Origin of the sequence: Kingella denitrificans ATCC 33394 (assembly GCF_000190695.1) — a bacterium.
Classification (GTDB): Bacteria; Pseudomonadota; Gammaproteobacteria; order Burkholderiales; family Neisseriaceae; genus Kingella_A; species Kingella_A denitrificans.
In genome coordinates this window covers 1,133,693-1,154,127 of the sequence record NZ_GL870929.1, presented here as the reverse complement: position 1 = coordinate 1,154,127, position 20,435 = coordinate 1,133,693, and the positions used below count along the sequence as shown (strand labels likewise).

The 20,435-nt window shown below is 54.1% G+C and carries 23 protein-coding genes and 1 tRNA gene; 12 read left to right on the top strand and 12 right to left on the bottom strand.

Features of this window, described 5'->3' with window-relative positions; genetic code table 11:
* Positions 1–15 precede the first annotated feature (15 nt).
* Both HMPREF9098_RS05715 and HMPREF9098_RS05710 read left to right on the top strand, forming a co-directional pair.
* Positions 16–690: a response regulator gene (locus HMPREF9098_RS05715; RefSeq protein ID WP_003782841.1), complete on the top strand. Its 675-nt coding sequence runs from the start codon at positions 16–18 to the stop codon at positions 688–690.
* Between the two features lie 10 nt (positions 691–700).
* Complete coding sequence (locus HMPREF9098_RS05710) at positions 701–1,123, top strand: TOBE domain-containing protein (RefSeq protein ID WP_003782840.1); 423 nt, start codon at positions 701–703, stop codon at positions 1,121–1,123.
* A gap of 97 nt (positions 1,124–1,220) precedes the next feature.
* Here HMPREF9098_RS05710 and HMPREF9098_RS05705 read toward each other — a convergent pair whose 3' ends face one another.
* Together HMPREF9098_RS05705 and HMPREF9098_RS05695 are read right to left on the bottom strand one after the other, a co-directional pair.
* Positions 1,221–1,970, bottom strand: a complete 750-nt coding sequence (locus HMPREF9098_RS05705; protein ID WP_003782838.1) for a HesA/MoeB/ThiF family protein — start codon at positions 1,968–1,970, stop codon at positions 1,221–1,223.
* A 397-nt stretch (positions 1,971–2,367) separates the two neighbouring features.
* On the bottom strand, positions 2,368–3,300 hold the full coding sequence (locus tag HMPREF9098_RS05695) for a metal ABC transporter solute-binding protein, Zn/Mn family (protein ID WP_003782836.1): 933 nt from the start codon (positions 3,298–3,300) through the stop codon (positions 2,368–2,370).
* Between the two features lie 194 nt (positions 3,301–3,494).
* On the opposite strand from HMPREF9098_RS05695, the gene HMPREF9098_RS05690 reads away from it, so the two are divergent.
* A complete protein-coding gene (locus tag HMPREF9098_RS05690) occupies positions 3,495–4,058 on the top strand; it encodes a YceI family protein (RefSeq protein ID WP_003782835.1) in 564 nt (187 codons plus the stop codon).
* Positions 4,059–4,141: 83 nt separating this feature from the next.
* On the opposite strand, the gene HMPREF9098_RS11430 is transcribed toward HMPREF9098_RS05690, so the two are convergent.
* Together HMPREF9098_RS11430 and xseA are read right to left on the bottom strand one after the other, a co-directional pair.
* The gene (locus HMPREF9098_RS11430; RefSeq protein ID WP_115324799.1) at positions 4,142–4,534 is read right to left on the bottom strand and encodes an SPOR domain-containing protein; all 393 of its coding nucleotides are present in this window, start codon (positions 4,532–4,534) and stop codon (positions 4,142–4,144) included.
* Between the two features lie 191 nt (positions 4,535–4,725).
* The gene (gene xseA, locus HMPREF9098_RS05680; RefSeq protein ID WP_003782833.1) at positions 4,726–6,078 is read right to left on the bottom strand and encodes an exodeoxyribonuclease VII large subunit; all 1,353 of its coding nucleotides are present in this window, start codon (positions 6,076–6,078) and stop codon (positions 4,726–4,728) included.
* 324 nt (positions 6,079–6,402) lie between these two features.
* On the opposite strand from xseA, the gene HMPREF9098_RS05675 reads away from it, so the two are divergent.
* The gene (locus HMPREF9098_RS05675; protein WP_003782832.1) at positions 6,403–6,924 is read left to right on the top strand and encodes a Spy/CpxP family protein refolding chaperone; all 522 of its coding nucleotides are present in this window, start codon (positions 6,403–6,405) and stop codon (positions 6,922–6,924) included.
* 58 nt (positions 6,925–6,982) lie between these two features.
* Here the strand turns inward: HMPREF9098_RS05675 and HMPREF9098_RS05670 are convergent, their stop codons facing one another.
* On the bottom strand, positions 6,983–7,585 hold the full coding sequence (locus tag HMPREF9098_RS05670; RefSeq protein ID WP_003782831.1) for a Maf family protein: 603 nt from the start codon (positions 7,583–7,585) through the stop codon (positions 6,983–6,985).
* Positions 7,586–7,677: 92 nt separating this feature from the next.
* The gene (locus HMPREF9098_RS05665; protein ID WP_003782829.1) at positions 7,678–8,157 is read right to left on the bottom strand and encodes an FKBP-type peptidyl-prolyl cis-trans isomerase; all 480 of its coding nucleotides are present in this window, start codon (positions 8,155–8,157) and stop codon (positions 7,678–7,680) included.
* Positions 8,158–8,554: 397 nt separating this feature from the next.
* Between HMPREF9098_RS05665 and HMPREF9098_RS05660 the strand changes: the two genes are divergently transcribed.
* The 4 genes from HMPREF9098_RS05660 (at position 8,555) to HMPREF9098_RS05645 (ending at position 12,391) form a co-directional block, all read left to right on the top strand.
* Positions 8,555–8,845 carry a hypothetical protein gene (locus tag HMPREF9098_RS05660; RefSeq protein ID WP_003782825.1) on the top strand — a complete coding sequence of 97 codons (291 nt, stop codon included), beginning with the start codon at positions 8,555–8,557 and terminating at the stop codon, positions 8,843–8,845.
* Positions 8,846–9,039: 194 nt separating this feature from the next.
* The gene (gene pcnB, locus HMPREF9098_RS05655) at positions 9,040–10,371 is read left to right on the top strand and encodes a polynucleotide adenylyltransferase PcnB (RefSeq protein WP_003782822.1); all 1,332 of its coding nucleotides are present in this window, start codon (positions 9,040–9,042) and stop codon (positions 10,369–10,371) included.
* A 33-nt stretch (positions 10,372–10,404) separates the two neighbouring features.
* Positions 10,405–11,082: a trimeric intracellular cation channel family protein gene (locus HMPREF9098_RS05650; RefSeq protein WP_003782820.1), complete on the top strand. Its 678-nt coding sequence runs from the start codon at positions 10,405–10,407 to the stop codon at positions 11,080–11,082.
* Positions 11,072–12,391: a M16 family metallopeptidase gene (locus HMPREF9098_RS05645; protein ID WP_003782819.1), complete on the top strand. Its 1,320-nt coding sequence runs from the start codon at positions 11,072–11,074 to the stop codon at positions 12,389–12,391. Before HMPREF9098_RS05650 ends, HMPREF9098_RS05645 begins: the two co-directional genes overlap by 11 nt.
* Positions 12,392–12,523: 132 nt before the next feature.
* Here HMPREF9098_RS05645 and HMPREF9098_RS05640 read toward each other — a convergent pair whose 3' ends face one another.
* From HMPREF9098_RS05640 to HMPREF9098_RS05625, 4 genes are all read right to left on the bottom strand, one after another.
* On the bottom strand, positions 12,524–13,297 hold the full coding sequence (locus tag HMPREF9098_RS05640) for a cytochrome c1 (RefSeq protein ID WP_003782816.1): 774 nt from the start codon (positions 13,295–13,297) through the stop codon (positions 12,524–12,526).
* Between the two features lie 14 nt (positions 13,298–13,311).
* Positions 13,312–14,661, bottom strand: a complete 1,350-nt coding sequence (locus HMPREF9098_RS05635) for a cytochrome b (protein ID WP_003782815.1) — start codon at positions 14,659–14,661, stop codon at positions 13,312–13,314.
* Between the two features lie 14 nt (positions 14,662–14,675).
* A complete protein-coding gene (gene petA, locus HMPREF9098_RS05630; protein ID WP_003782812.1) occupies positions 14,676–15,260 on the bottom strand; it encodes a ubiquinol-cytochrome c reductase iron-sulfur subunit in 585 nt (194 codons plus the stop codon).
* Positions 15,261–15,608: 348 nt separating this feature from the next.
* Entirely contained in the window at positions 15,609–16,763 is a 1,155-nt protein-coding gene (locus tag HMPREF9098_RS05625) for a trans-sulfuration enzyme family protein (protein WP_003782808.1), read from the bottom strand.
* A 248-nt stretch (positions 16,764–17,011) separates the two neighbouring features.
* Here HMPREF9098_RS05625 and folE2 point away from each other — a divergent pair, with 248 nt between their 5' ends.
* From folE2 to HMPREF9098_RS05605, 4 genes are all read left to right on the top strand, one after another.
* Positions 17,012–17,788: a GTP cyclohydrolase FolE2 gene (gene folE2 / locus HMPREF9098_RS05620; protein ID WP_050781232.1), complete on the top strand. Its 777-nt coding sequence runs from the start codon at positions 17,012–17,014 to the stop codon at positions 17,786–17,788.
* Positions 17,789–17,927: 139 nt separating this feature from the next.
* Complete coding sequence (locus HMPREF9098_RS05615) at positions 17,928–18,236, top strand: integration host factor subunit alpha (RefSeq protein ID WP_003782803.1); 309 nt, start codon at positions 17,928–17,930, stop codon at positions 18,234–18,236.
* Positions 18,214–18,534 (top strand): hypothetical protein, encoded by a 321-nt coding sequence (locus HMPREF9098_RS05610; protein ID WP_003782802.1) that lies wholly within the window; start codon positions 18,214–18,216, stop codon positions 18,532–18,534. The genes HMPREF9098_RS05615 and HMPREF9098_RS05610 overlap by 23 nt, the downstream gene beginning before the upstream one ends.
* A 35-nt stretch (positions 18,535–18,569) precedes the next feature.
* A tRNA-Pro gene (locus HMPREF9098_RS05605) sits at positions 18,570–18,646 on the top strand.
* A 98-nt stretch (positions 18,647–18,744) separates the two neighbouring features.
* Here the strand turns inward: HMPREF9098_RS05605 and HMPREF9098_RS05600 are convergent.
* Both HMPREF9098_RS05600 and HMPREF9098_RS05595 read right to left on the bottom strand, forming a co-directional pair.
* Complete coding sequence (locus HMPREF9098_RS05600) at positions 18,745–19,797, bottom strand: metallophosphoesterase (protein ID WP_003782801.1); 1,053 nt, start codon at positions 19,795–19,797, stop codon at positions 18,745–18,747.
* A 23-nt stretch (positions 19,798–19,820) separates the two neighbouring features.
* Positions 19,821–20,354 (bottom strand): gamma carbonic anhydrase family protein, encoded by a 534-nt coding sequence (locus HMPREF9098_RS05595; protein ID WP_040564298.1) that lies wholly within the window; start codon positions 20,352–20,354, stop codon positions 19,821–19,823.
* Between the last annotated feature and the right edge of the window lie 81 nt (positions 20,355–20,435).

Genomic DNA, 20,435 nt, shown 5'->3' with positions numbered 1-20,435 from the left:
GACGGATAAAGAATAATGAGCGAGAAAATACGGATTCTCCTGATTGATGACCACACCTTGTTCCGAAGCGGAATCAAGGCCTTATTGGCACGTCAGACGGATTGCGAAGTGGTGGGCGAAGCGGCGGACGGCTTGAGCGGCCTGAAACTGATTGAGCAGACCCGCCCGGACGTGGTGCTGCTGGATTTGGACATGCCGGTGATGAATGGCCGCGAAACATTGGCGCAAATCATGAGCGTACATCCCGAGCAGACGGTGCTGATGCTGACGATTTCCGAAGACGGCGATGATTTGACCGAATGTATGCGCTTGGGCGCGCGCGGTTATCTGCTGAAAAACATCCATGCGGATTTTCTGATTGAGGCGGTGAAGAAGGCGTATCACGGCGATAATATTTTTTCGCCCGAAATGACGGCGCGGCTGGTGCAGTCGCTGATTCGCCCGCACCAGCCGGAGAGCACGCCGCTGGATGAATTGACGGCGCGCGAACTGGAAATTTTGGGGCATTTGAGCGCGGGGCACAGCAACAAAATCATTGCGCGTCATCTGGATTTGGCGGAATCGACCGTGAAAGTGCATGTGCAGAATATTTTGCGCAAGCTGGAACTGGACAGCCGCGTGCAGGCTGCCGTGTATGCCGTGCAGCACAATATTCCGCTGCCGGATTTGGAAAAACACAATAATAAATAAAGGATTGGAGATGAAAAGTAGCGCGCGGAACCAGTTTGCGGGTACGATACGGCACATTGAAGAATGGCCGCACCTTTGGCGGATTGAAGTGGAATGCGGAATGCGCACGGTATATGCCCATATCAGCAGCGCTTCTGCCGCTGCTTTGCGGCCTTTTGTGGGGCAAACGGCGGTAGTGATGGTGAAAGCGCCGTCGGTCATTGTGGTCACCGACCCTTTGCCGTTCCGTTTGTCGGCGGAAAACCAGATGACTTGCACGGTGCGGAAGGTGGAAAAAGGCGCGGTGAACAATGTGGTGGCGCTGGAAGACGAATACGGCCATTCATTGGCGGCCGCCATCACGTTGCACAGCAGCGAATATTTGGATTTACACGAAGGGCAGGAAGTGCTGGCCATGTTCAATGCCGACCAGACCACGCTGGCGGTGTTGTGAATTCGCATTGCCCGCCATCCGCCAATAAAACAATCAAAAGCAGCCTGCACTTTTATTTTGAATGTGCAGGCTGCTTTTTCATTGGCCGGAAACCGGTTTAACCGCACACGCGGCATTGCGGGTTTTTGCCGAAGCGGAAACGCTGCCATTCGCCCGACAAAGCGTTGTAGCATTGCAGCACGCCCACGGGGGAGGGCAGCCCCAGCAGCACTTTCAGCGTTTCGGCCGCCTGCGCCGCGCCAATCACGCCCACCAGCGGCGAGAATACGCCGAACACGGCACATGCGCCGTCATCGGCATGCGGCATGTCGAACAGGCAGGCATAGCACGGGCTTCCGTCCGTATCAGGGCGATACACCACCAACTGGCCTTCAAAGCGCACCGCGGCGCCTGAAATCAGCGGCGTTTTGCAGGCCACTGCTGCGCGATTGACGGCTTGGCGCGTGGCAAAATTGTCGCAGCAGTCCACCACCGCCTGGCATTGCGGCAACAAGGCGTTCAGCTGCGCTTCGTCCAGGCGTTCCGTCAGTGCGTCGATGCGGCAGGCGCTATTGCGTTGCTGCAAAAAACGTTGCATGACCAATGCTTTGGATTGCCCCACATCGCTTTCGGCATAAGCCGTTTGGCGTTGCAGGTTGGTTTCGTCAATCGTGTCGTCGTCCGCCAAAATCAGCCGCCCCACGCCCGATGCCGCCAGATAAGGCAGCACCGCCGTGCCCAAGCCGCCGCAACCCACCACCAGAACCGTGGCGCGGCAGAGCTTTTCCTGCCCTTCCACGCCGATTTCGTTCAGCAGGATGTGGCGGCTGTAACGCAGTAATTGCGCATCGGATAATTCGTTCTGCATGGCGGATTCCGTGTTGTGGGGAAAGGCGGATATTCTAGCATCAAATGGTAAAAAGCAGCCTGCACTTTGGGTGTGGTTTGGCGTGATGGTGTTTATTGCAGCCTGTTATATATTTGTTTTTCGAATAAAGAATGGTAAAATGAGAACAGGCAGGCGGAAGTTTCCTATATGTAATGCCGTTTTCGGCTAGGCCAAAGGTTATCGCTGGGTAAAGCCTCCGCTATGATGTAGGTTCGAGTCCTACCGCCGCCTGCCTCTGAATTTCACGCTGACCGCTGTTTAGCGGTTATCTCTCATTATTCGGAGATTGGACAATCCATAGGCAACAAAGCAGCCTGCACTTTGAAAATGAAAGTGCAGGCTGCTTTTTCACGTTTGCCGTGCCAATCGGTTGGGTTTACTTCATGGCCGCGCTGATGGTGCGCACGTTGTAGCGGAACAGGTCGGCATAGGTGGCTGCCGGTGCGCCGCGCGACAAAGCGTCCGAATACAGCTGACCGCCCACGCGCGCGCCGGTTTCTTGCGCAATGCGTTGCACCATGCGGCCGTCTTTAATGTTCTCGGTGAACACGGCCTTGATGTTCTGCTGCTTGATTTGGCGGATGATGTCGGCCACAGTTTGTGCTGAAGGCTGTGCTTCCGTGCTCACGCCTTGCGGTGCGAGGAAGGTGATGTTGTAGCGTTTGGCCATGTAACCGAATGCGTGGTGTCCCGTCAGCACTTTGCGGCGGGCAACGGGAATGGCACCGAATTGCTGACGAGCGTATGCGTCCAGTTGCACCAGTTGTTGCGAATATTGGCGGAAGCGGGTTTGGTAATAGCGCGCGCCGGCAGGGTCGGCTTTGATGAGGGCTTGGGCGATATTGGAGGCGTATTTCTGCATCAAAATCGGGTCGTGCCACACGTGCGGGTCGAATTCGCCGTGGTCGTGGTCGTGATGGTGGTCGTGTTCGTCGTGGTCATGGTCGTGATCGTGGTCATGATGATGGTGGTGTCCGCTGGCTTTGAGCGGCGTGATGCCTGCGCTGGCCTCAATAAACGGCACTTTGCTTTGCTGCACGGCACGCACGACATCGGCTTTTTCCAAGCCCAAACCATTCAGCAAAATCAGTTTGGCGGCAGAGATTTTGCGCAAATCCGCGCTGTTTAATTGATAAGCGTGTGCATCGGCATCCGGTCCGACCAGGGTGCTGACATGTACGCGCTCGCCGCCGATTTGCTTGGCCACGTCGCCCAAAATACTGAAACTGCTGACCACTTCCAAAGGCTCTGCGTGCAGGCTGCCTGCCAGCAACAGGGAAGCGGCAAGAAACGTCAAACGGGATTTCATGGGATTTTCCTTTGTTTGTTCGGGTTGTTTGAGGGAATAAGGTTGGGTTAGGGAGCGGATTATAGCGCAAATATGTTATATTGTAACGCATGCGCGCCAAGTAAAAACTGTTTTGCCCCACAGGAAAACTCTGCCAATCGGTTTGATGGTATGATTCGGCCTTGGGAATATTTTTTAAGAACAGGAGCTTTGATATGAATAAGACAGTATTGGCATTGGTTTTGGCGGTGTGCGCGGCAACGGCGGGTGCTGCCGATTATAAAATCGATTCGGCGCATACCAACGCGCGTTTTGCGATTGACCATTTCAACACATCGACCAACGTAGGCGGTTTTTACGGCATTGAGGGTGGCTTGCAGTTTGACGCGGCCAAACGCACCGGCAGCATTGATGTGCGCGTGCCGATGAAAAACCTGCAAACCGGTTCGGATGCGTTCACACACCACTTGAAATCTGCCGATTTGTTCAACGCGGAAAAATTCCCCGAAATGCGTTTTGTATCAAGCAAATTCCATTTTTCGGGCAACCGCGTTACGGCGGTGGACGGCCAACTGACGCTGCTGGGGCAAACCCATCCCGTGCGTTTCGCGGCGCAAAAATTCAACTGCTATGAAAGCCCGATGTTGAAAACACAGGTGTGCGGCGGTGATTTCACGGCCACCATCGACCGAACCCAATGGGGTATGAATTATTTGGTGGATGCGGGCATGACAAAAAATGTAACATTAACGCTGCAAGTGGAAGCGGCCAAGCAATAAGCCTGTTTGTTTGACCATGAAAAAGCAGCCTGCACTTCGAGGGAATGAAAAGTGCAGGCTGCTTTGATTATTGAAGTTGTGCTTTAAGGTTTGGTGGCGATAAAGGCATTGATGTTGCTCTGTTTCAGCCGTTGCAGAATGGTCTGCGCCTGCTGATAGTTCAAACTTTCAACGCGGACTTGATAAATATCGCCCTGCGCCGTTCTGGTTTTATACGATTGTGCCTTGATGCCCAACAGCGCCACTTCGGCCACTTGTTGTTCCGCCCATTGCTGGTTTTGGAACGCGCCCAGTTGCACATAGCAGCGGTGGCGGTTGGCCGTAGTTGTCGATGTGGGAGCGGGAGCAGGTGCAGAAGCTGCGGCGGGTGTATTGGTTGGTGGGGCTGCGGGTGCGGAAGCGGGTGCCGCGTAGGCAGAGACACTCCATTGGAGCAACACAAAAACGGCAGAAGCGCAGAGGGGTTTGGTCATCATTGTCAATATCCTTGTTATAAGCCGAAACCTTTGTATTGTGAAGCCCTGTCAAAGCGCAGATGCGCGGTCGGTAAAGGTTTCGAATCGGCAGATGAGTATTTCAAAATACGCAAAAACTGCATATTTACTCTAATGTAGCAAGAATAGAACTCAAACTCGAAAAATCACAAAATTTTACAATTTGTTTGATATTAATCAAATAAATCGTCCTGCGCTTGCTGCGGCAGTACCTGCATATCCGCTTGCCCTTCTGCAAATTCCACGCGCACTTTCTGCCCCAGGCGCAAGCGTTCCGCCTGCCGCACCACATGGCCGCGCGCATCGCGGACCAGCGCATAACCGCGCCGTAAGACAGAGTAGGGTGATGTGGCGTCCATGAGTTGTCGGTATTGCATAACCCGTTGTATTTTATCTTGTAAATTTTGTTTTATGGCAGCGGATAAAGCAGCCTGCACTTGCGATAAGCGTTGTTTTTGTTGCGCAATATCGGGGCGGTTGGCCGCCAGGTTGTACGCCAGTTGCTGTAATCGGTGTTGCTGCCGTTCGCACCGTTGGCGGCCGTAATGCTGCATGGATTGTGCCAAATATTGTAATGTTTTGTTTTGTTCTGCCAATTTTTGTCGCGGATGCTGAATTCGCTGTGCCAACCAGTCGGTTTTCTGCGCTGCGTTGCGGTAATGCTGCCAAGCGTACTGCTGTAAAACTTGCCCGATGTGCTGCAGACGGCGCAGATGCTCCGCATTGTTCGGGCTGACCAACTCGGCGGCGGCCGTGGGCGTGGGCGCGCGGACGTCGGCAACGAAATCGCATAAGGTGAAATCGGTTTCATGCCCCACGCCGCTGACCACCGGCAAAGTGCAGGCTGCCACGGCATAGACGACCGCTTCTTCGTTAAATGCCCACAAATCCTCAATGCTACCGCCGCCGCGACACACGATAAGCACATCGACTTCCTGCCGCTGCTGCGCGGTTTGAATGGCTTGGGCAATCTGTTGTTCGCTGCCTGCGCCTTGAACGGGGGTGGGGTACACAATCACGGGGATATGCGGCGCGCGGCGTTTGAGTGTGCTGACGACATCGCGTAATGCGGCGGCGGCCAAACTGGTCACAATGCCGATGGCACGCGGTTGTGCAGGCAGCCTGCGTTTGCGCTCTTCATCGAAAAAGCCTTGTTCCTGTAAACGCGCTTTCAGGCGCTCGTAGCGCTCGAACAGCCGCCCCAAGCCCATTTGGCGCACTTCGTTCACGGTGATTTGGAATTCGCCGCGCGCGCCGTAAATGCCGATTTTTCCCAGCACTTCGACATGGTCGCCTTCTTTGAGCGGCTGTGCCAGGCGGGCGGCGGCGAATTTGAACAGGGCGCAGCGCACTTGGGCTTGGTCGTCTTTGAGCGCGAAATAATAGTGCCCGCTGGCGGCGCGGGTCAGATTGGAAATTTCACCGCTGACCCAATAGCCTGCCAATTCGGTTTGCAGCAAATCGTCGGCGGCGGCGTTGAGTTCGGACACGGTGAGGGTGAGTGCGGAGCGGAATAAGTCGGACATTGCGGTATGGCTGGCGGGGTAAAAGGATGAATGATACCGCGTTGGCGCGCGGCGGTTCGGGTTTATAGTGGATTAAAATTGCAATGATACGGCGTTGGCTCGCCTTGACGTACCACCTGTACGCCTTGCGGCTCGCCGCCTTGTCTCATTTTTATTTTAATCCACTATATTTGGGCGGCGGTATTTTAATTGCGTTCAATCACAAAATAATGGCATTTTAAAACCGCATATTACGGATTAACGGCATAAATTAACAAAAATATTTGCTATTATGCCGCCCTTGTATTAACAAAAGAATACCTTTAATGATGGTGGAAATAGTCAATGATGGACAGGCAAACTGTTTTAACGGCCGGTGTTGTGGCGCTGATGACCGGTGTGGGCGTGATTTTTGCGGCCGTGAGCGCGCGGCTGTATAAAGAACCGGTGGAGCCCGTGATGTGTACGCCGGCAACTGTTGTGCAAGAGCAGCCTGCACCGGCAAGGCAGCAGGGCGGCATGCCGCAGGATGTCCAAGAACTGAATTTGTCGGATGTGCAGAAAACCAAAATCCGCGTGATTGTGCAGCGTTTCCGCCCGCAGGTAACTTCTGCGCGGGAAAAGCAGCGTTCACAATATGAACAGCGCGTGGAAAAAATCCTGCGCAAACCGACCTTCGACGAGGAAGAGGCACGTTCGACCATTGCGAAATACCGGCAGGAAAATGCGGGGAAAAAACAGGAATACGCAGAACACGAATTACAGTTGATGCGCCAAAAACACGCGATTTTCCAAGTGCTGACACCGGAGCAGCAGGAACAATATCTGCACCTGCGTTCGGCACACGCGGCCTATGATGAATATTAAGCATCTTTCAAAAGCAGCCTGCACCCGATGATTGGAAGTGCAGGCTGCTTTTTTTGCCTTATTTTACCGCGTGCTGTGCCAGAATATCGGGCAGGGCGATGCCACATTGCTGCAACAACTGCACCGTTTCAAATACCGGCAGGCCCATCACGCCCGTGAAACTGCCCGACAAATGCGCCACAAAGCAGCCTGCAATGCCCTGAATGCCGTAGCCGCCCGCTTTGTCGAAAGGTTCGCCGGTGGATAGGTAGGCCGTAATTTCTTCTTCGCTCAAAGGTTTGAAGCGCACCTCGTTCACCTGCACGCAATGCACCGCGCGCCCTCCCAGCGACACGCACACACCCGTCAGCACGCGGTGGGTTTGCCCGGACAGTTGCCGCAGCATTTGGCGGGTATGTTCGGGCGATTCGGGCTTGCCCAAGATTTCATCGCCCAGCACCACGCAGGTATCGGCGCTCACCACGGGCATATCGGGCGACTGTGCGGCAACAACGCGGTTTTTCTCCACCGCCAGCCGCGCCACGTAATCTTCGGGCGCTTCGCCGTTTTGCCGCGCCTCGTCAATATCCGCAGGTTGCTTTTGCACCTGAAAACCCAGCTGCGTCAAAAGTTCGTGGCGGCGCGGGCTGCCCGAAGCCAGAATCAGAGAAATCGGTTGCATGATAAATCCTTTTTAAATCAATCATAAATAAAGTGCAGGCTGCTTTTGAATACGATCAAAGCAGCCTGCACTTTCATGGGTGCGGCGAAGGCTTAATGATGATGGCCGTGCGCGCCGTGGCTGTGGCCGTGGGCGATTTCGTCCGCAGTGGCCTCACGCACCGCTTCCACTGTGGCCTTAAAGCGGATTTTCATGCCGGCCAGCGGGTGGTTCGCATCCACCACCGCTTTGCCGTCCGCCACGTCGGTTACGCGGTACACCAAAACGCCGCCGTGTTCCGGGTCGTCCGCCTCGAACATCATGCCCGGCTCCACTTCGACAGGGAAAACTTTCACATCTTCAATGCGCACCAATTCAGGGTCTTGCTCGCCGAAGGCATCTTCAGGCTGCATGAACACGTCCACCGTGTCGCCCACGTTTTTCTCGTGCAAAGCCTCTTCCACCAAAGGGAAAATGCCGTCATATCCGCCGTGCAGATATTCCACAGGCTCCACGGTTTTGTCCAGCAACTGGTTGTCTGCGTCAAACATTTCATAATGCAGGGTTACCACGGAATTTTTTTGAATGCTCATAACGAATCCTCATCATTAAAATTATTGGCGGATATGCGCCAAAAAACGGGCTATCATAACATAACCTGCGTTATATAGCGTCAAATTGTTGCAAAATAGCAACATTGTGCGTTAAATTTTGTCTGTAAAAAAGACTGTTGGCTGGATATTTCTTAAGTAAAGATTATTTTTCTATTTTATGAACAATAAGATATTTTTATTTTTCAATATATGCAATATATATGCAATATTGCTGTACTTTGATGATGTGAACGAAATAGGTTGCAATTCGAAAAAAAATTATGCAGAATTCGCCGATTGCACAACGCTTTCTGTTGTGTTTTCTTTTTTCTATATGAAAAAATAGAAGCATATTTAAATTTTAAATACATTCCATTTCAATTTTGAGGGATAAACCATGAAAAAATCTTTGGCTATTGCTGCATTGTTGTCTTTGTTCGTTGCTGCTTGCGGTGACAAAGCGCAAACCGAACAAGCCGTATCTAACGCCGCTTCTGCGGTGGCTGCCGAAATGGCCTCTGCTGCTTCTGCTGCCGATGCAGCTGCTGCTGAAGCCGCTTCTTCTGCTCAAGCAAAAGTAGATGAAGCTGCTTCTGCAACTAAAGCAATGGCGGCAGATGCTGCTTCTGAAGTGAAAGCTGCTGCTTCCGAAGCTCAAGGTGCATTGTCTGCATCTGCTCCTCAATAATTTGAGCCGTGAAAAGGCACCGCCGGTGTCTTGTGCGCTTTACAGGCCGGATACTTTGGTATTCGGCCTGTTTGTTTTGGCAGCGGGCGGGTATTGTTGCAAAATCATGGTTATGCGGCGTTGCACGATTTTGATTTTATAACGGTATCATTGGCGGCAGGCAAAAGCAGCCTGCACATCATTGAGGGAAGATTATGTTGAAAAAATGGTTGAAGGCGTGGCGCAGTCCGAAAAATAAAGAGGGCAGCGACAAAGTGCAGGCTGCCCGGCATCCGGTGGCATTGGATATTCGCAACCATGCCGTGCTGAAAGTGTTGTCCGGCCTGCACCGTGCCGGTTTTGAGGCGTATCTGGTCGGCGGTGCGGTGCGTGATTTGCTGCTGGGCAAAACGCCGAAAGATTTTGACGTGGCCACCAACGCCCTGCCGGAACAGGTGCGCGGCGTGTTCAAGCGCAGCCGGATTATCGGGCGGCGCTTTCAGATTGTGCATGTGATGGTGGGTGCAGAAACGATTGAAGTGAGCACGTTTCGCGGCGGCGGCAATGTGAAGCACAACGAGAGCGGCCGGATTGTGCGCGATAATGCGTATGGCACGCTGGCGCAAGATGCGTTTCGGCGCGATTTCACTTGCAATGCGCTGTATTATGATGTGCAAAATCAGCAGATTATTGATTTTCACAACGGATTGTCGGATATCCGCGCCAAACGGTTGGTGATGATTGGCGATGCGGCGGAGCGTTATGTGGAAGACCCCGTGCGGATTTTGCGCGCCATCCGTTTGTCGGGCAAGCTGGGTTTGACGTTGGACGAAGCCACTGCCGCGCCTTTGGCGGCCCATGCGGCATTGCTGCGCCACGAACCGGTGTCGCGCCTGTTTGACGAATTGCTAAAAATTTTGCTGTCGGGTCATGCTGCAGGCTGCCTGCGGCAGTTTCAGGCATGCGGTTTGCAGGATGTCGCCATCCACCCCATGCTCACCGCCATGCTGCGTGCCGCTGAAAAAAGCAGCCTGCACATCTGCGTGCCGGCTTTGGCCCAAACCGACGAACGATTGCACGAAGGCAAATCGGTGTCGGTCGGCTTTATTTTGGCGGCATTGTTTTGGGATGAGCTGAATGCGCGCTGGCAGGACGCGCAAACGCGGGAATCGCCCATTGCTGCCATGAATTCGGCAATGATACAATTGCGCGGCGAATTGGAACGCGGTTGGGGCGTGCCACAACGGTTTTCCGCCACCATGCGTGAAATCTGGCAGTTGCAGCCGCTGTTTGCCTATCGGCGCGGGCAGCGGGCATTCCGTTTGTTGTCGCAGGCGCGTTTCCGAGCCGCTTATGATTTTTTATGCCTGCGCGCCCGCATCGAACCCGATTTGTCGGAATTGGCGCAATGGTGGACGAAGTTCCAGTCGGCCGGCAGTGCCGAGCGCGAACAAATGGTGCAGGCGGTTTCCGAAACGGATGCCGAGCCCAAGAAAAAACGCAGACGCAGGCCGCGCCGGAAGAAACCGGCGGTTGCCGAATCTTAATTGCCGGTGGGAAAAATCACAGGGACTTCTGTTATGTTAGACCAGCTTCCGTCGTTACAAATCATTATTTACACGTTGGATTTTGTCGGCGTGGTGGCGTGCACGATTGCGGCGACCCTATTGGCGCAGCAGCTCAAATTCGATTTTTTCGGCGCGGTCATGATTTCATTTTTGGGCAGCGTCGGCGGCGGCACGCTGCGCGATTTGCTGCTGAACCGCCACCCCATTTTTTGGCTGCACGATTTGAATTACCTATATTGGATTATCGGCGTTTCGGTGCTGGTGCAGGTGTTTTACGATTATTTCAAACGCGTGGACAAAATGTTGCGCTGGTTTGACGCGGTCGGATTGGCGTCGTTTACCGTGATTGGCGCGCAGGCTGCCATTTCCCGCGGCATGAGTGCGCCGATTGTGCTGCTGATGGGGGCGATGACGGCCGTGGTTGGCGGCGTGCTGCGCGATATTGTCTGCCGCCAGATTCCGTTGGTGCTGCAAAAAGAGATTTATATCACCGCCTCGCTGCTGGGCAGTATGTATTATTTATGGCTGCCGAGCGATTGGGCGAACAGTTGGATGCGCAGCGTGTCCACCATGATTTTGATTGTGGCCATCCGCATGTTGGCCGTGTATCGCGGCTGGAATCTGCCCAGCTTGACGTGGCGGCCGAAAAAAGCAGCCTGCACATTGGAAAGGAATGTAGATGAACATTAAAACGCTTGTATTTTCGTTATTGGCCGCCGGCATTGCCACATCGGCCTATGCGGTGGACATCCAGCGCTGGCAAACCGATGCGGGCACGCAAATCGTCTTGGTGGAACGCCACGAGCTGCCCATTGTGGACTATGCCGTGGTGTTCAAAGGCGCAGGCAGCACGGCCGAACCCGAAGGCAAAAGCGACATCGCCTCATCCACTGCCGCCATGATGTTGCGCGGCACGGCCGATTTGAACGAAGAACAATTCATGGAGAAAGCCACCGATTTATCGACGCACATGGAAGGCAGCAGCAGCCCGGAATACAGCATGATGAGCTTCCGCAGCTTAAGCCGCGCCGATGCATTGGACGAAACCGCCAAATTGTTCGGGCAGGCCGTGAGTGCGCCGCGTTTTGATGCCGCCGTTTTGACCCGCCTGCAAAACCAAGCCGTGGTGTCGTTGAAACAATCGCAAGCCTATCCCGGCTATCTGACCCAGCGCGAATACACCCGTTTGAATTACGGCAGCCACCCATACGGCAAATCCGCCAACCGCAGCGAGCAAAGCATCCGCGCCGTGCAGCTGGGCGATATCGAACAGTTCCACCGCCAATATTACGCGCAGGACAACGCCATCGTATTGCTGGTAGGCGATGTGAACCGTGAAGGTGCGGAAAAATTGGTGCGGCAAACTCTGGGGCAGCTGCCTGCACATGCGGCACGGCACGCCGCAACACCGCCTGTGAACGTGGAAGGCGGCAAAATCCGCAGGCTGCCTTTCGCACACAGCGAGCAGGCCAGCATCAAGATTGGCCTGCCCGTGCTGAAATATGACGACCCCGACTATTTCCCATTGATGGTGGGCAATTATGTATTGGGTGCGGGCGGGTTCGATAGCCGTTTGATGAAAGTGTTGCGCGATAAACATGGCTATACCTATGGCGCCACCAGCAGCTTTGTTGCGTATGAACAAAAAGGCCCGTTCACCATCAGCTTCACCACCAAGCGCGAGAACAGCGAAAAAGCATTGCAGGCTGCACAACAGGTGTTGGCGGCATTCGTGGCGGAAGGCCCGACGGCAGAGGAACTGAAACAGGCGCAAGACAATATGACCGGCAGCTTCCCGCTGAATTTCGACAGCAATGCCAAGCTGATTCATATGCTGGTCGGCGTTGCCGTGCATAACCGGCCGAACGATTGGCTGGATACTTATCCGGCAAAAATCCGGGCGGTAACGGCGGAAGATGTTCGCCGCGCGTGGCAAAAACACATTCAGCCCAAACAGATGAATGTGGTCGTGACCGGCGGTGTGTCATCGTCTAAATAAAATTCAAAGCCACGAAAAAGTGCAGGCTGCTTTTGAAATTTATCTAAAAGCAGCCTGCATTTTTTTCTCCGGTAATATGCAATAAAAAACCGCACCCGATAGCCAATGCTCGAGTGCGGTTTCTTCACAGGACTAGTGTACGTCTTTCCAATATTCTTTTTTCAGGAAGTAGGCCAACGGCAGCAATACCGCCAACAAGAACATCAAAACGACATAACCGATTTGCTTGCGCTGAACTTGCGCAGGTTCGGCCATATACGACATAAAGTTGGTCAAATCGCGCGCATATTCGTCGTATTCTGTGGTAACGACGGAGCCGTCTTTCGCCATGCGTGTCAATTTGCCGGCGCTCTCCCAAACCAGAACGGGTTTGCCGTGTTCATCCAAAACAGGCTTACCTTTTGCGTCCAGTTTCACGGCGCGGATGCCTTGTTGTTCCCACAAAACGTGCGGCATACCCACTTTGTCGAATACCAGGTTGTTCCAGCCGGTCGGGCGTGTCGGGTCTTTGTAGAAGCCGCGCAGATAAGAGTAGATGTAATCCGCGCCGCGTGAACGGGCAATCAGCGTCAAATCAGGTGGCGCTGCGCCGAACCATTTTTTACCGTCCGCAGGTGACATGTGCGCTTGCATCACATCACCCACTTTATCGGTGGTAAACATCAGGTTTTTCTTAATGTCGTCTTCCGACAAACCGATGTCTTTTAAACGGTTGTAACGCATGGCCGAAGCAGAGTGGCAGGACAGACAGTTGTTCACAAAAATCTGTGCGCCGCGTTGCAGGCTGACTTTATCGCGCGGGTCGATAGGGGCGTGGTCGTAATCACCGCCGCCGGAAGCTGCCGCAAAACTGATAGGTGCCACCAAAAGCAAGGCAGCAATTGTGTTCTTAAATGTTTTTTTCATTTTCACTGCCCTCGTTAAATATTGGTTGCAAACAAGTATGCGCCAATAAAGGTAATGATGACATAAACAAAGAATTGGATTTTTTGTTTGGTCGTTCCCATGGTGACACGTTCTGGAACAGGTTTGTCTTTGTCCAGTTTGGTGTACACCGGCATCAGCAGGAAGAAGGCAAAGTAAACCACGGACAGGCCGCGCGCTACCCAAGTACGTACATCGTTTGCCACCATCGCACCCAGAATACCCAAGCCGATGAAGGAAATGATGAACAGTACCAGCATGAATTTGAATACCGGGCCGCGATAACGTACGGATTTGGTAGGAGAGCGGTCAAGCCAAGGCAGCAGTGCAATCAGGATAACGGCCGCGCCCATGCCGATAACGCCCCAAACTTGTGTGCCGGCGAATGACGGGATGGCGCGCAGAATCGCGTAAAACGGCGTGAAATACCATACCGGCGCGATGTGCGGCGGCGTTACCAACGGGTTGGCGGGGTCGAAGTTGGGTTTTTCCAAGAAATAGCCGCCGCCCTCAGGTGCGAAGAACATAACGGAGCAGAAGACAATCAGGAAGACCACCGCGGCCAAAATATCTTTTACGGTGTAGTAAGGATGGAACGGGATGCCGTCCAAAGGAATGCCGTTTTCGTCTTTCAGTTTTTTGATTTCTACGCCGTCAGGGTTGTTCGAGCCGACTTCGTGCAGGGCAATCAAGTGCGCCACCACCAAGCCGATCAATACCAAAGGCACGGCAATCACGTGCAATGCGAAGAAGCGGTTCAATGTGGCATCGGAAACGTTGAAGTCGCCGCGAATCCAAGTGGACAGGTCGGGGCCGATCACGGGAATCGCACCGAACAGGTTAATAATCACCTGTGCGCCCCAGAACGACATTTGACCCCAAGGCAGCAGGTAGCCCATGAAGGCTTCCGCCATCAATGCCAAGAAAATCAGCGAGCCAAATACCCACACCAATTCGCGCGGTTTTTTGTACGAGCCGTAAATCAGGCCACGGAACATGTGCAGATATACCACGATAAAGAAGAACGATGCACCGGTGGAGTGCATGTAGCGGATAATCCAGCCGCCGGACACATCGCGCATGATGTATTCGACTGCGGCAAAGGCCACCGGCAGGTTTTGCGCGTTGGTTGTGCCGTCGGGCTTGAAGTTCATGGTCAGGAAAATACCGCTCACGATTTGGATGACAAGTACCAACAGAGCCAGCGAGCCGAAGAAATACCAGAAGTTGAAATTTTTCGGTGCGTAGTATTGCCCAACGTGTTCGTTGTACATTTTGGTCAGGGGGAAACGAGCGTCCACCCAGCCCAGCAATGCTTTGAGTTTGCTGTTTTTTTGGTTTTCCATAGTGCGCCCCTTAATTAGTCTTCGCCAACTAGAATAACGTTGTCATTCAGATATTTGTATGGAGGAATGACCAGATTGGTCGGTGCAGGAACGCCTGCATAGACACGGCCGGCCAAGTCGAATTTGGAGCCGTGACAGGGGCAGAAGAAACCGCCTTTCCATGAGCCGCCGCCCAAATCTGCCGCGCCGACATCTGGGCGGTAAGTGGGCGAGCAGCCCAAGTGGGTACAGATACCGATGGCCACCCAGATGTTTTCTTTAATGGCGCGGGTCGGGTTTTTGCAGTATTCAGGTTGCTGATCCGCAGTGCTGGCAGGGTCTGCCAATGCGCTGTCGAGAGAGGGCAGGTCTTTCAGCTGAGCCGGTGTGCGGTGCAGCACGAAAATGGGCTTGCCGCGCCATTCGGCGATGGTAAGCTGGCCTGCTTCGATTTTGCTGACATCGACTTCGATCGATGCACCTGCCGCTTTCGCTTTTTCGGACGGGAACCAGCTGGCGGCCAACGGTGTTGCCACGCCTGCTGCGGCGATTGCGCCGGCACCTGCGGTGGCAAGTGTCAAAAAGCGGCGGCGTCCTTGATTGATTTCTTTGTTATCCATGTTATTCAGTCATCCAGTGTTTTTGGCGCATTGTTTTTGCGGACAAAGACTTTGCGCGCTGGTGAGTGGAAAGTGCCTTTAAATATAAACTCCGCAATTTTACCTGATTTTTTTCGAGAACTTAAAGCAATATTTAAAATTAGGTAAAGATTTTTGTGTTTGATTTGATTTTCCGCAGATTTTTTTCAAATAAGCGGGTGCAGGCTGCTTTTTTACAATTCATAAATCTGCGGCGCTGCAACGCTGTCGTTCCGTTGTCGAAATATGGCATCGGAAAAGTGCAGACTGCTTTTGAAGGTCGGGCGAAAGCAGCCTGCACATGAATAAACCGGCGGCGGCCAATTTGATTTATAGCGTGGCACGCAGGGCTTGGTCGATGTCGGCATAAATGTCGTCAATGTCTTCGATGCCCACCGAAAAGCGCAGCAGGCCGACTTTGATGCCGAGCGCGATTTTCAAATCGTGCGCCATGCCGCTGTGCGATTGCGAATAGCAGTGGTTCACCAGGCTTTCCACGCCGCCCAGGCTGCTGGAAAGCTGCACGGTGTGCAGGTTTTTGATGACGGTGTTCACGGCTTCGCGGCTGTCGTTTTTCAGGCAGATGCTGACCACGCCGCCGAAACCGCGCATTTGCCGTTTGGCCAATTCGTGGTGTTCGTGCGAGGGCAGGCCGGGGTAGTATACGCGCTCGACGGCGGGATGGTTTTGCAGGCGCTCGGCGAGGATTTGCGCGTTTTCCATATGCTGCTTCATACGGACGACCAGCGTTTTGATGCCGCGCAGCACGAGCCAGCAGTCCATCGGACCGGCCACAGCGCCCGTGTTCACCATCATGTGGCGCATTTCCTTGCCCAATGCCGCGTCTTTCACGGCTGCCACGCCCATCAGTACGTCGGAGTGGCCGCACAGGTATTTGGTGGCGGAATGGAAGACGATGTCGCAGCCCATGTCCAGCGGGTTTTGCAGATAGGGCGTGGCGAAGGTGTTGTCGATGCCGACCCATGCGCCGTGTGCTTTGGCTTTGGCGGCTACGGCGGCGATGTCCACCAGCCGGAGCAGCGGATTGGACGGGGTTTCCAGCCAAACGAGTTTGACGCGGTGTTCCGCCAGCAGGCTGTCGATGGCATCGGGTTGCGTTAAATCGGCAAAAATCACGTTTACGCCCCATGCGGCATACACTTGGGTCAGCAAATCGTGGCTGCCGCCGTAAATGTCGGACACGGCGATGACGGTGTCGCCGGGGCGCAGGACGGTACGGAAAATGCAGTCGATGGCCGCCATGCCGCTGGAAAAGGCAAAGCCGTGCGTGCCGTGTTCCAGTTCCGCCACGGTGTCTTCCAATATCTGGCGCGTGGGGTTGGACAGGCGCGAATAGCGATGGGGGATGTTTTCGCCCAATTCGTGTTGGACAAACATGCTGTTTTGGTACAGCGGCGGCATGATGGCGCGGTTGTGTTCGTCCGGATTGTAGGCGGCGTGGATGGTTTGGGTGGCGAATTTCATGGCGGGTTCTCCTGTTGGGCGGTGCCGGTGCAAAAGCAGCCTGCACTTGGCATTTAAAGATAATCAAACGGTGCGATTGTATGCCAAAATACGGTGAAGTGATATACTGCGCGCTACTCAAAACGGTAGCCATTCTTATTTGCCGGAAGCAAGAAGTGCAGGCTGCTTTTAACAGCATACAAAACCTTTGCAGAATCGAGCGTTACGGCTGCGGGGCTTTGGTACACACCAACGAGGAATTATACGGCATGAACGCCATTGCAGACGTGCAGAGCAGTCAAGATTTACGCAATATCCCCATCGACCAAGTCGGGATTAAAGATTTGCGCTTCCCCATCCGCATCCAAAGCCAAAGCGGAGAGCAGTCCACCGTGGCGCGGCTGACCATGACGGTCTTCCTGCCGGCCGACCAAAAAGGCACGCACATGTCGCGCTTCGTGGCATTGATGGAGGAGCAGCAGGCTGCATTTTCCGCCGCAGAATTGCAGCGATTGACCGAAAAAATGCTGGCACGGCTCGATTCGGACGCAGGGAAAATCAGCGCGTCGTTCCCGTTTTTCCGCACCAAAACGGCCCCCGTTTCCGGCATACGGTCATTGCTGGATTATGACGTGTCGCTTTCCTGCGAAATCCGCAACGGCGCCGCAAAAAGCAGCCTGCACGTTGTCGTGCCCGTTACCAGCCTTTGCCCATGTTCCAAAGAAATCTCGCAATACGGCGCGCACAACCAGCGCTCGCACGTTACCGTACGCCTGCACACCAACGCGCCCGTCGAAATCGAAGAAGTGCTGGATTGGGTGGAAGGGCAGGCGTCCTGCCAACTTTACGGTCTGCTCAAACGGCCGGACGAAAAATACGTGACCGAACGTGCATACGACAACCCGAAATTCGTGGAAGACATGGTGCGCGACATCGCCTTGATATTGCAGCAAGATGCGCGCATAGAATCCTTTGAATTGGAAAGCGAAAATTTCGAATCCATCCACAACCATTCGGCTTATGCAGTGATTTGCTGGCAGCGGTGAACCCAAAAGCAGCCTGCACATTTGTCGCACGGAACGGGGTAAATTGTAAAAAAATACAGTAAATCGCACTATTCTCTTGAATAGAAAAACATTATTAGGGATAATACGCAGTTTTACTGGATTTACAAAAGGTACAGCCATGACATTAACCAAAGCAGAACTCGCTGATATATTAGTAGAAAAAGTCAGCAGCGTAAGCAAAACCGAAGCAAAAGAGATTGTTGAACTGTTTTTTGAGGAAATCCGTTCCGTATTGGCACGCGGCGAAGAAATCAAAATTTCCGGCTTCGGCAATTTCCAACTGCGCAACAAACCCGAACGTCCGGGCCGCAATCCGAAAACCGGCAAAGAAGTGGCCATTTCGGCGCGCCGCGTCGTTACTTTCCATGCCAGCCAAAAATTGAAAGGCATGGTGGAGCATCACAGTGAAGCCAATAAAGCACGATAATCCGCAGGCGATTCCCGCCAAACGGTATTTCAGCATCGATGAAGCCTGCGCCGTTCTCGACATCGACCGCGCGCAGCTGATGGAGTGGCAGCGCCAGGAAGGCATGCTGCTGGGCAAGGGCGCAAACACCTTAACGCGGCTTGACGTGTTGAAACTGCGCCAGTTGCGGCACAGTATCGGTGATTATTTTGCGCGCGGCTCGCTGGATGCGCAGGGCAATCCCGTTATCGGTGCGGACGAGATGCGCGAACACCTGGCAGGGCTGCTGGGCGACATCGAAAAAACGCTTGCCAATTAAAAACAATAAATCTATAATCCGAACTCTTTTTCAGTCGGAGTGTGGCGCAGTCTGGTAGCGCACTTGCATGGGGTGCAAGGGGTCGAAGGTTCGAATCCTTTCACTCCGACCAATGAATTTAAGGGCTTAACTTGAATGAAGTTAAGCCCTTTTTCCATGCCTGTTTTCCTTATATTTTTTCAAGTGCAGGCTGCTTTGGGGAATGCGGATTTATGCGGCTTCCGTGGGCAGGGTGTCGCCGTTGTCGAACACCAAAACACGTTCGGGGAAGCGCAGTGCGCCCAGTCGGTGTTGCGATTGGCTGGCGCAGATGTTGCGTTTGCGGTCGCGCCAGCGTGCGCCGACAGAGAAGTCGATGCAGAACACGTTGCGGCGCGCGCCGTGCCAATGGTGGGCGGGGACGGTGAAGATGCCTTCGCGGTGCTTGGCGCGTGCGGCGTGGGGATGGAAGCAGCGCCAATAATGGCCAATCACGACGGGAATCGGGTCTTGGTAATCGTTCCACCACGGGTTGCGCACGGAGAACCGCCAACGCCCGCCGGCGAAAAAAGGTTCAGCGGTGGTTTTTTCAATGCCGCAGGTGAGCGTGCGGATGGGGTGGTAGCTGCTGCGGTACACGTCGTGCGCGGCGGTGGCGGGCAGCATGGCAGGCGGGTTGCCGTGGTTTTCCAGCGTGTGCGCGTATTGCCGCTGTTCGTCCAGATATTGGTCGTACCACGGGGTGTGTTTGATGCAGCATTGCAGTTCGTCGTCCCATTCCTGATAAAGATCGACAATGTTGCGCTGCTGCTGCGAACGGATTTTTTCGATGGCGTCCGGCAGCCAGGCGGCATGGACGATGCGCAAATCGCCGCGCTGCAAAATGAGCGGCTGCCGTGCCAGCAAATCTAGGAATTCGGCGTGGCGGCAGTCGGGCAGTTTGCGCCAGGGGGCGTAGTTGCGGCTGTCGTGTTCGTAGCGGTGGGTGAAAAACCAGCCGGAGCCGTCTTTGGCTTCGCCGGTGAGCAGGTTGAGTTCGTGGTTGCCCAGCACCATGAAGGCATTGCCGGCGGTATGGGCTTCTTTGAACCATTGGAGCACGGCGGGGGAGTCGGGGCCCCTATCGACCAGGTCGCCCACAAACACCAGTTTGCGGCCTTGCGGATGCCTGCCGTCGGGTGTGTAGCCCAGATAGTGCAGCAGGTTTTGCAGGGCTTCGAATTGTCCGTGAACATCGCCGATGATGTCTAACGGTGTGTTGGGGAGGGTTTGTATCAGCGACATGGTGCAGGCTGCTTTTGATGGGGTTACGGTTGGAGGTAATCGGCTGCCAGTTTAACATAATGTGCCGCCGAATATAGAAAATGTGCGCGTTCCGCATCGGTCAGTTCGCGCACGGCGACGGCGGGCGAACCCATATACAGGAAACCGCTTTTCAGGCGTTTGCGCGGCGGCACCAGGCTGCCTGCACCAATCACCACTTCGTCTTCCACCACCGCGTCGTCCAGCACAATGCTGCCCATGCCCACCAACACGCGGTTGCCGATGGTGCAGCCGTGCAGCATGGCGTGGTGGCCCACGGTCACGTCGTCGCCAATCAGCAGCGGCGAGCCTTCGGGTTTCTGTTCGGTTTTGTGCGACACGTGCAGCATGGCCAAATCCTGAATATTGCTGCGCCGGCCGATGTGGATATGGTTCACGTCGCCGCGAATCACGCTGCCGCACCACACGGAGCTGTCTTCGCCCAGCCGCACATTGCCAATCACGGTGGCGGACGGGTCGATATAAACATTGGGCGCGATGTGCGGCAGGTAATGCAGATAGGGGCGGACGGATGGCATGAACAATTCCTTGTCTATATATAGTGAATTAAAATCGCAATGATACGGCGTTGGCTCGCCTTGACGTACTACCTGTACGCC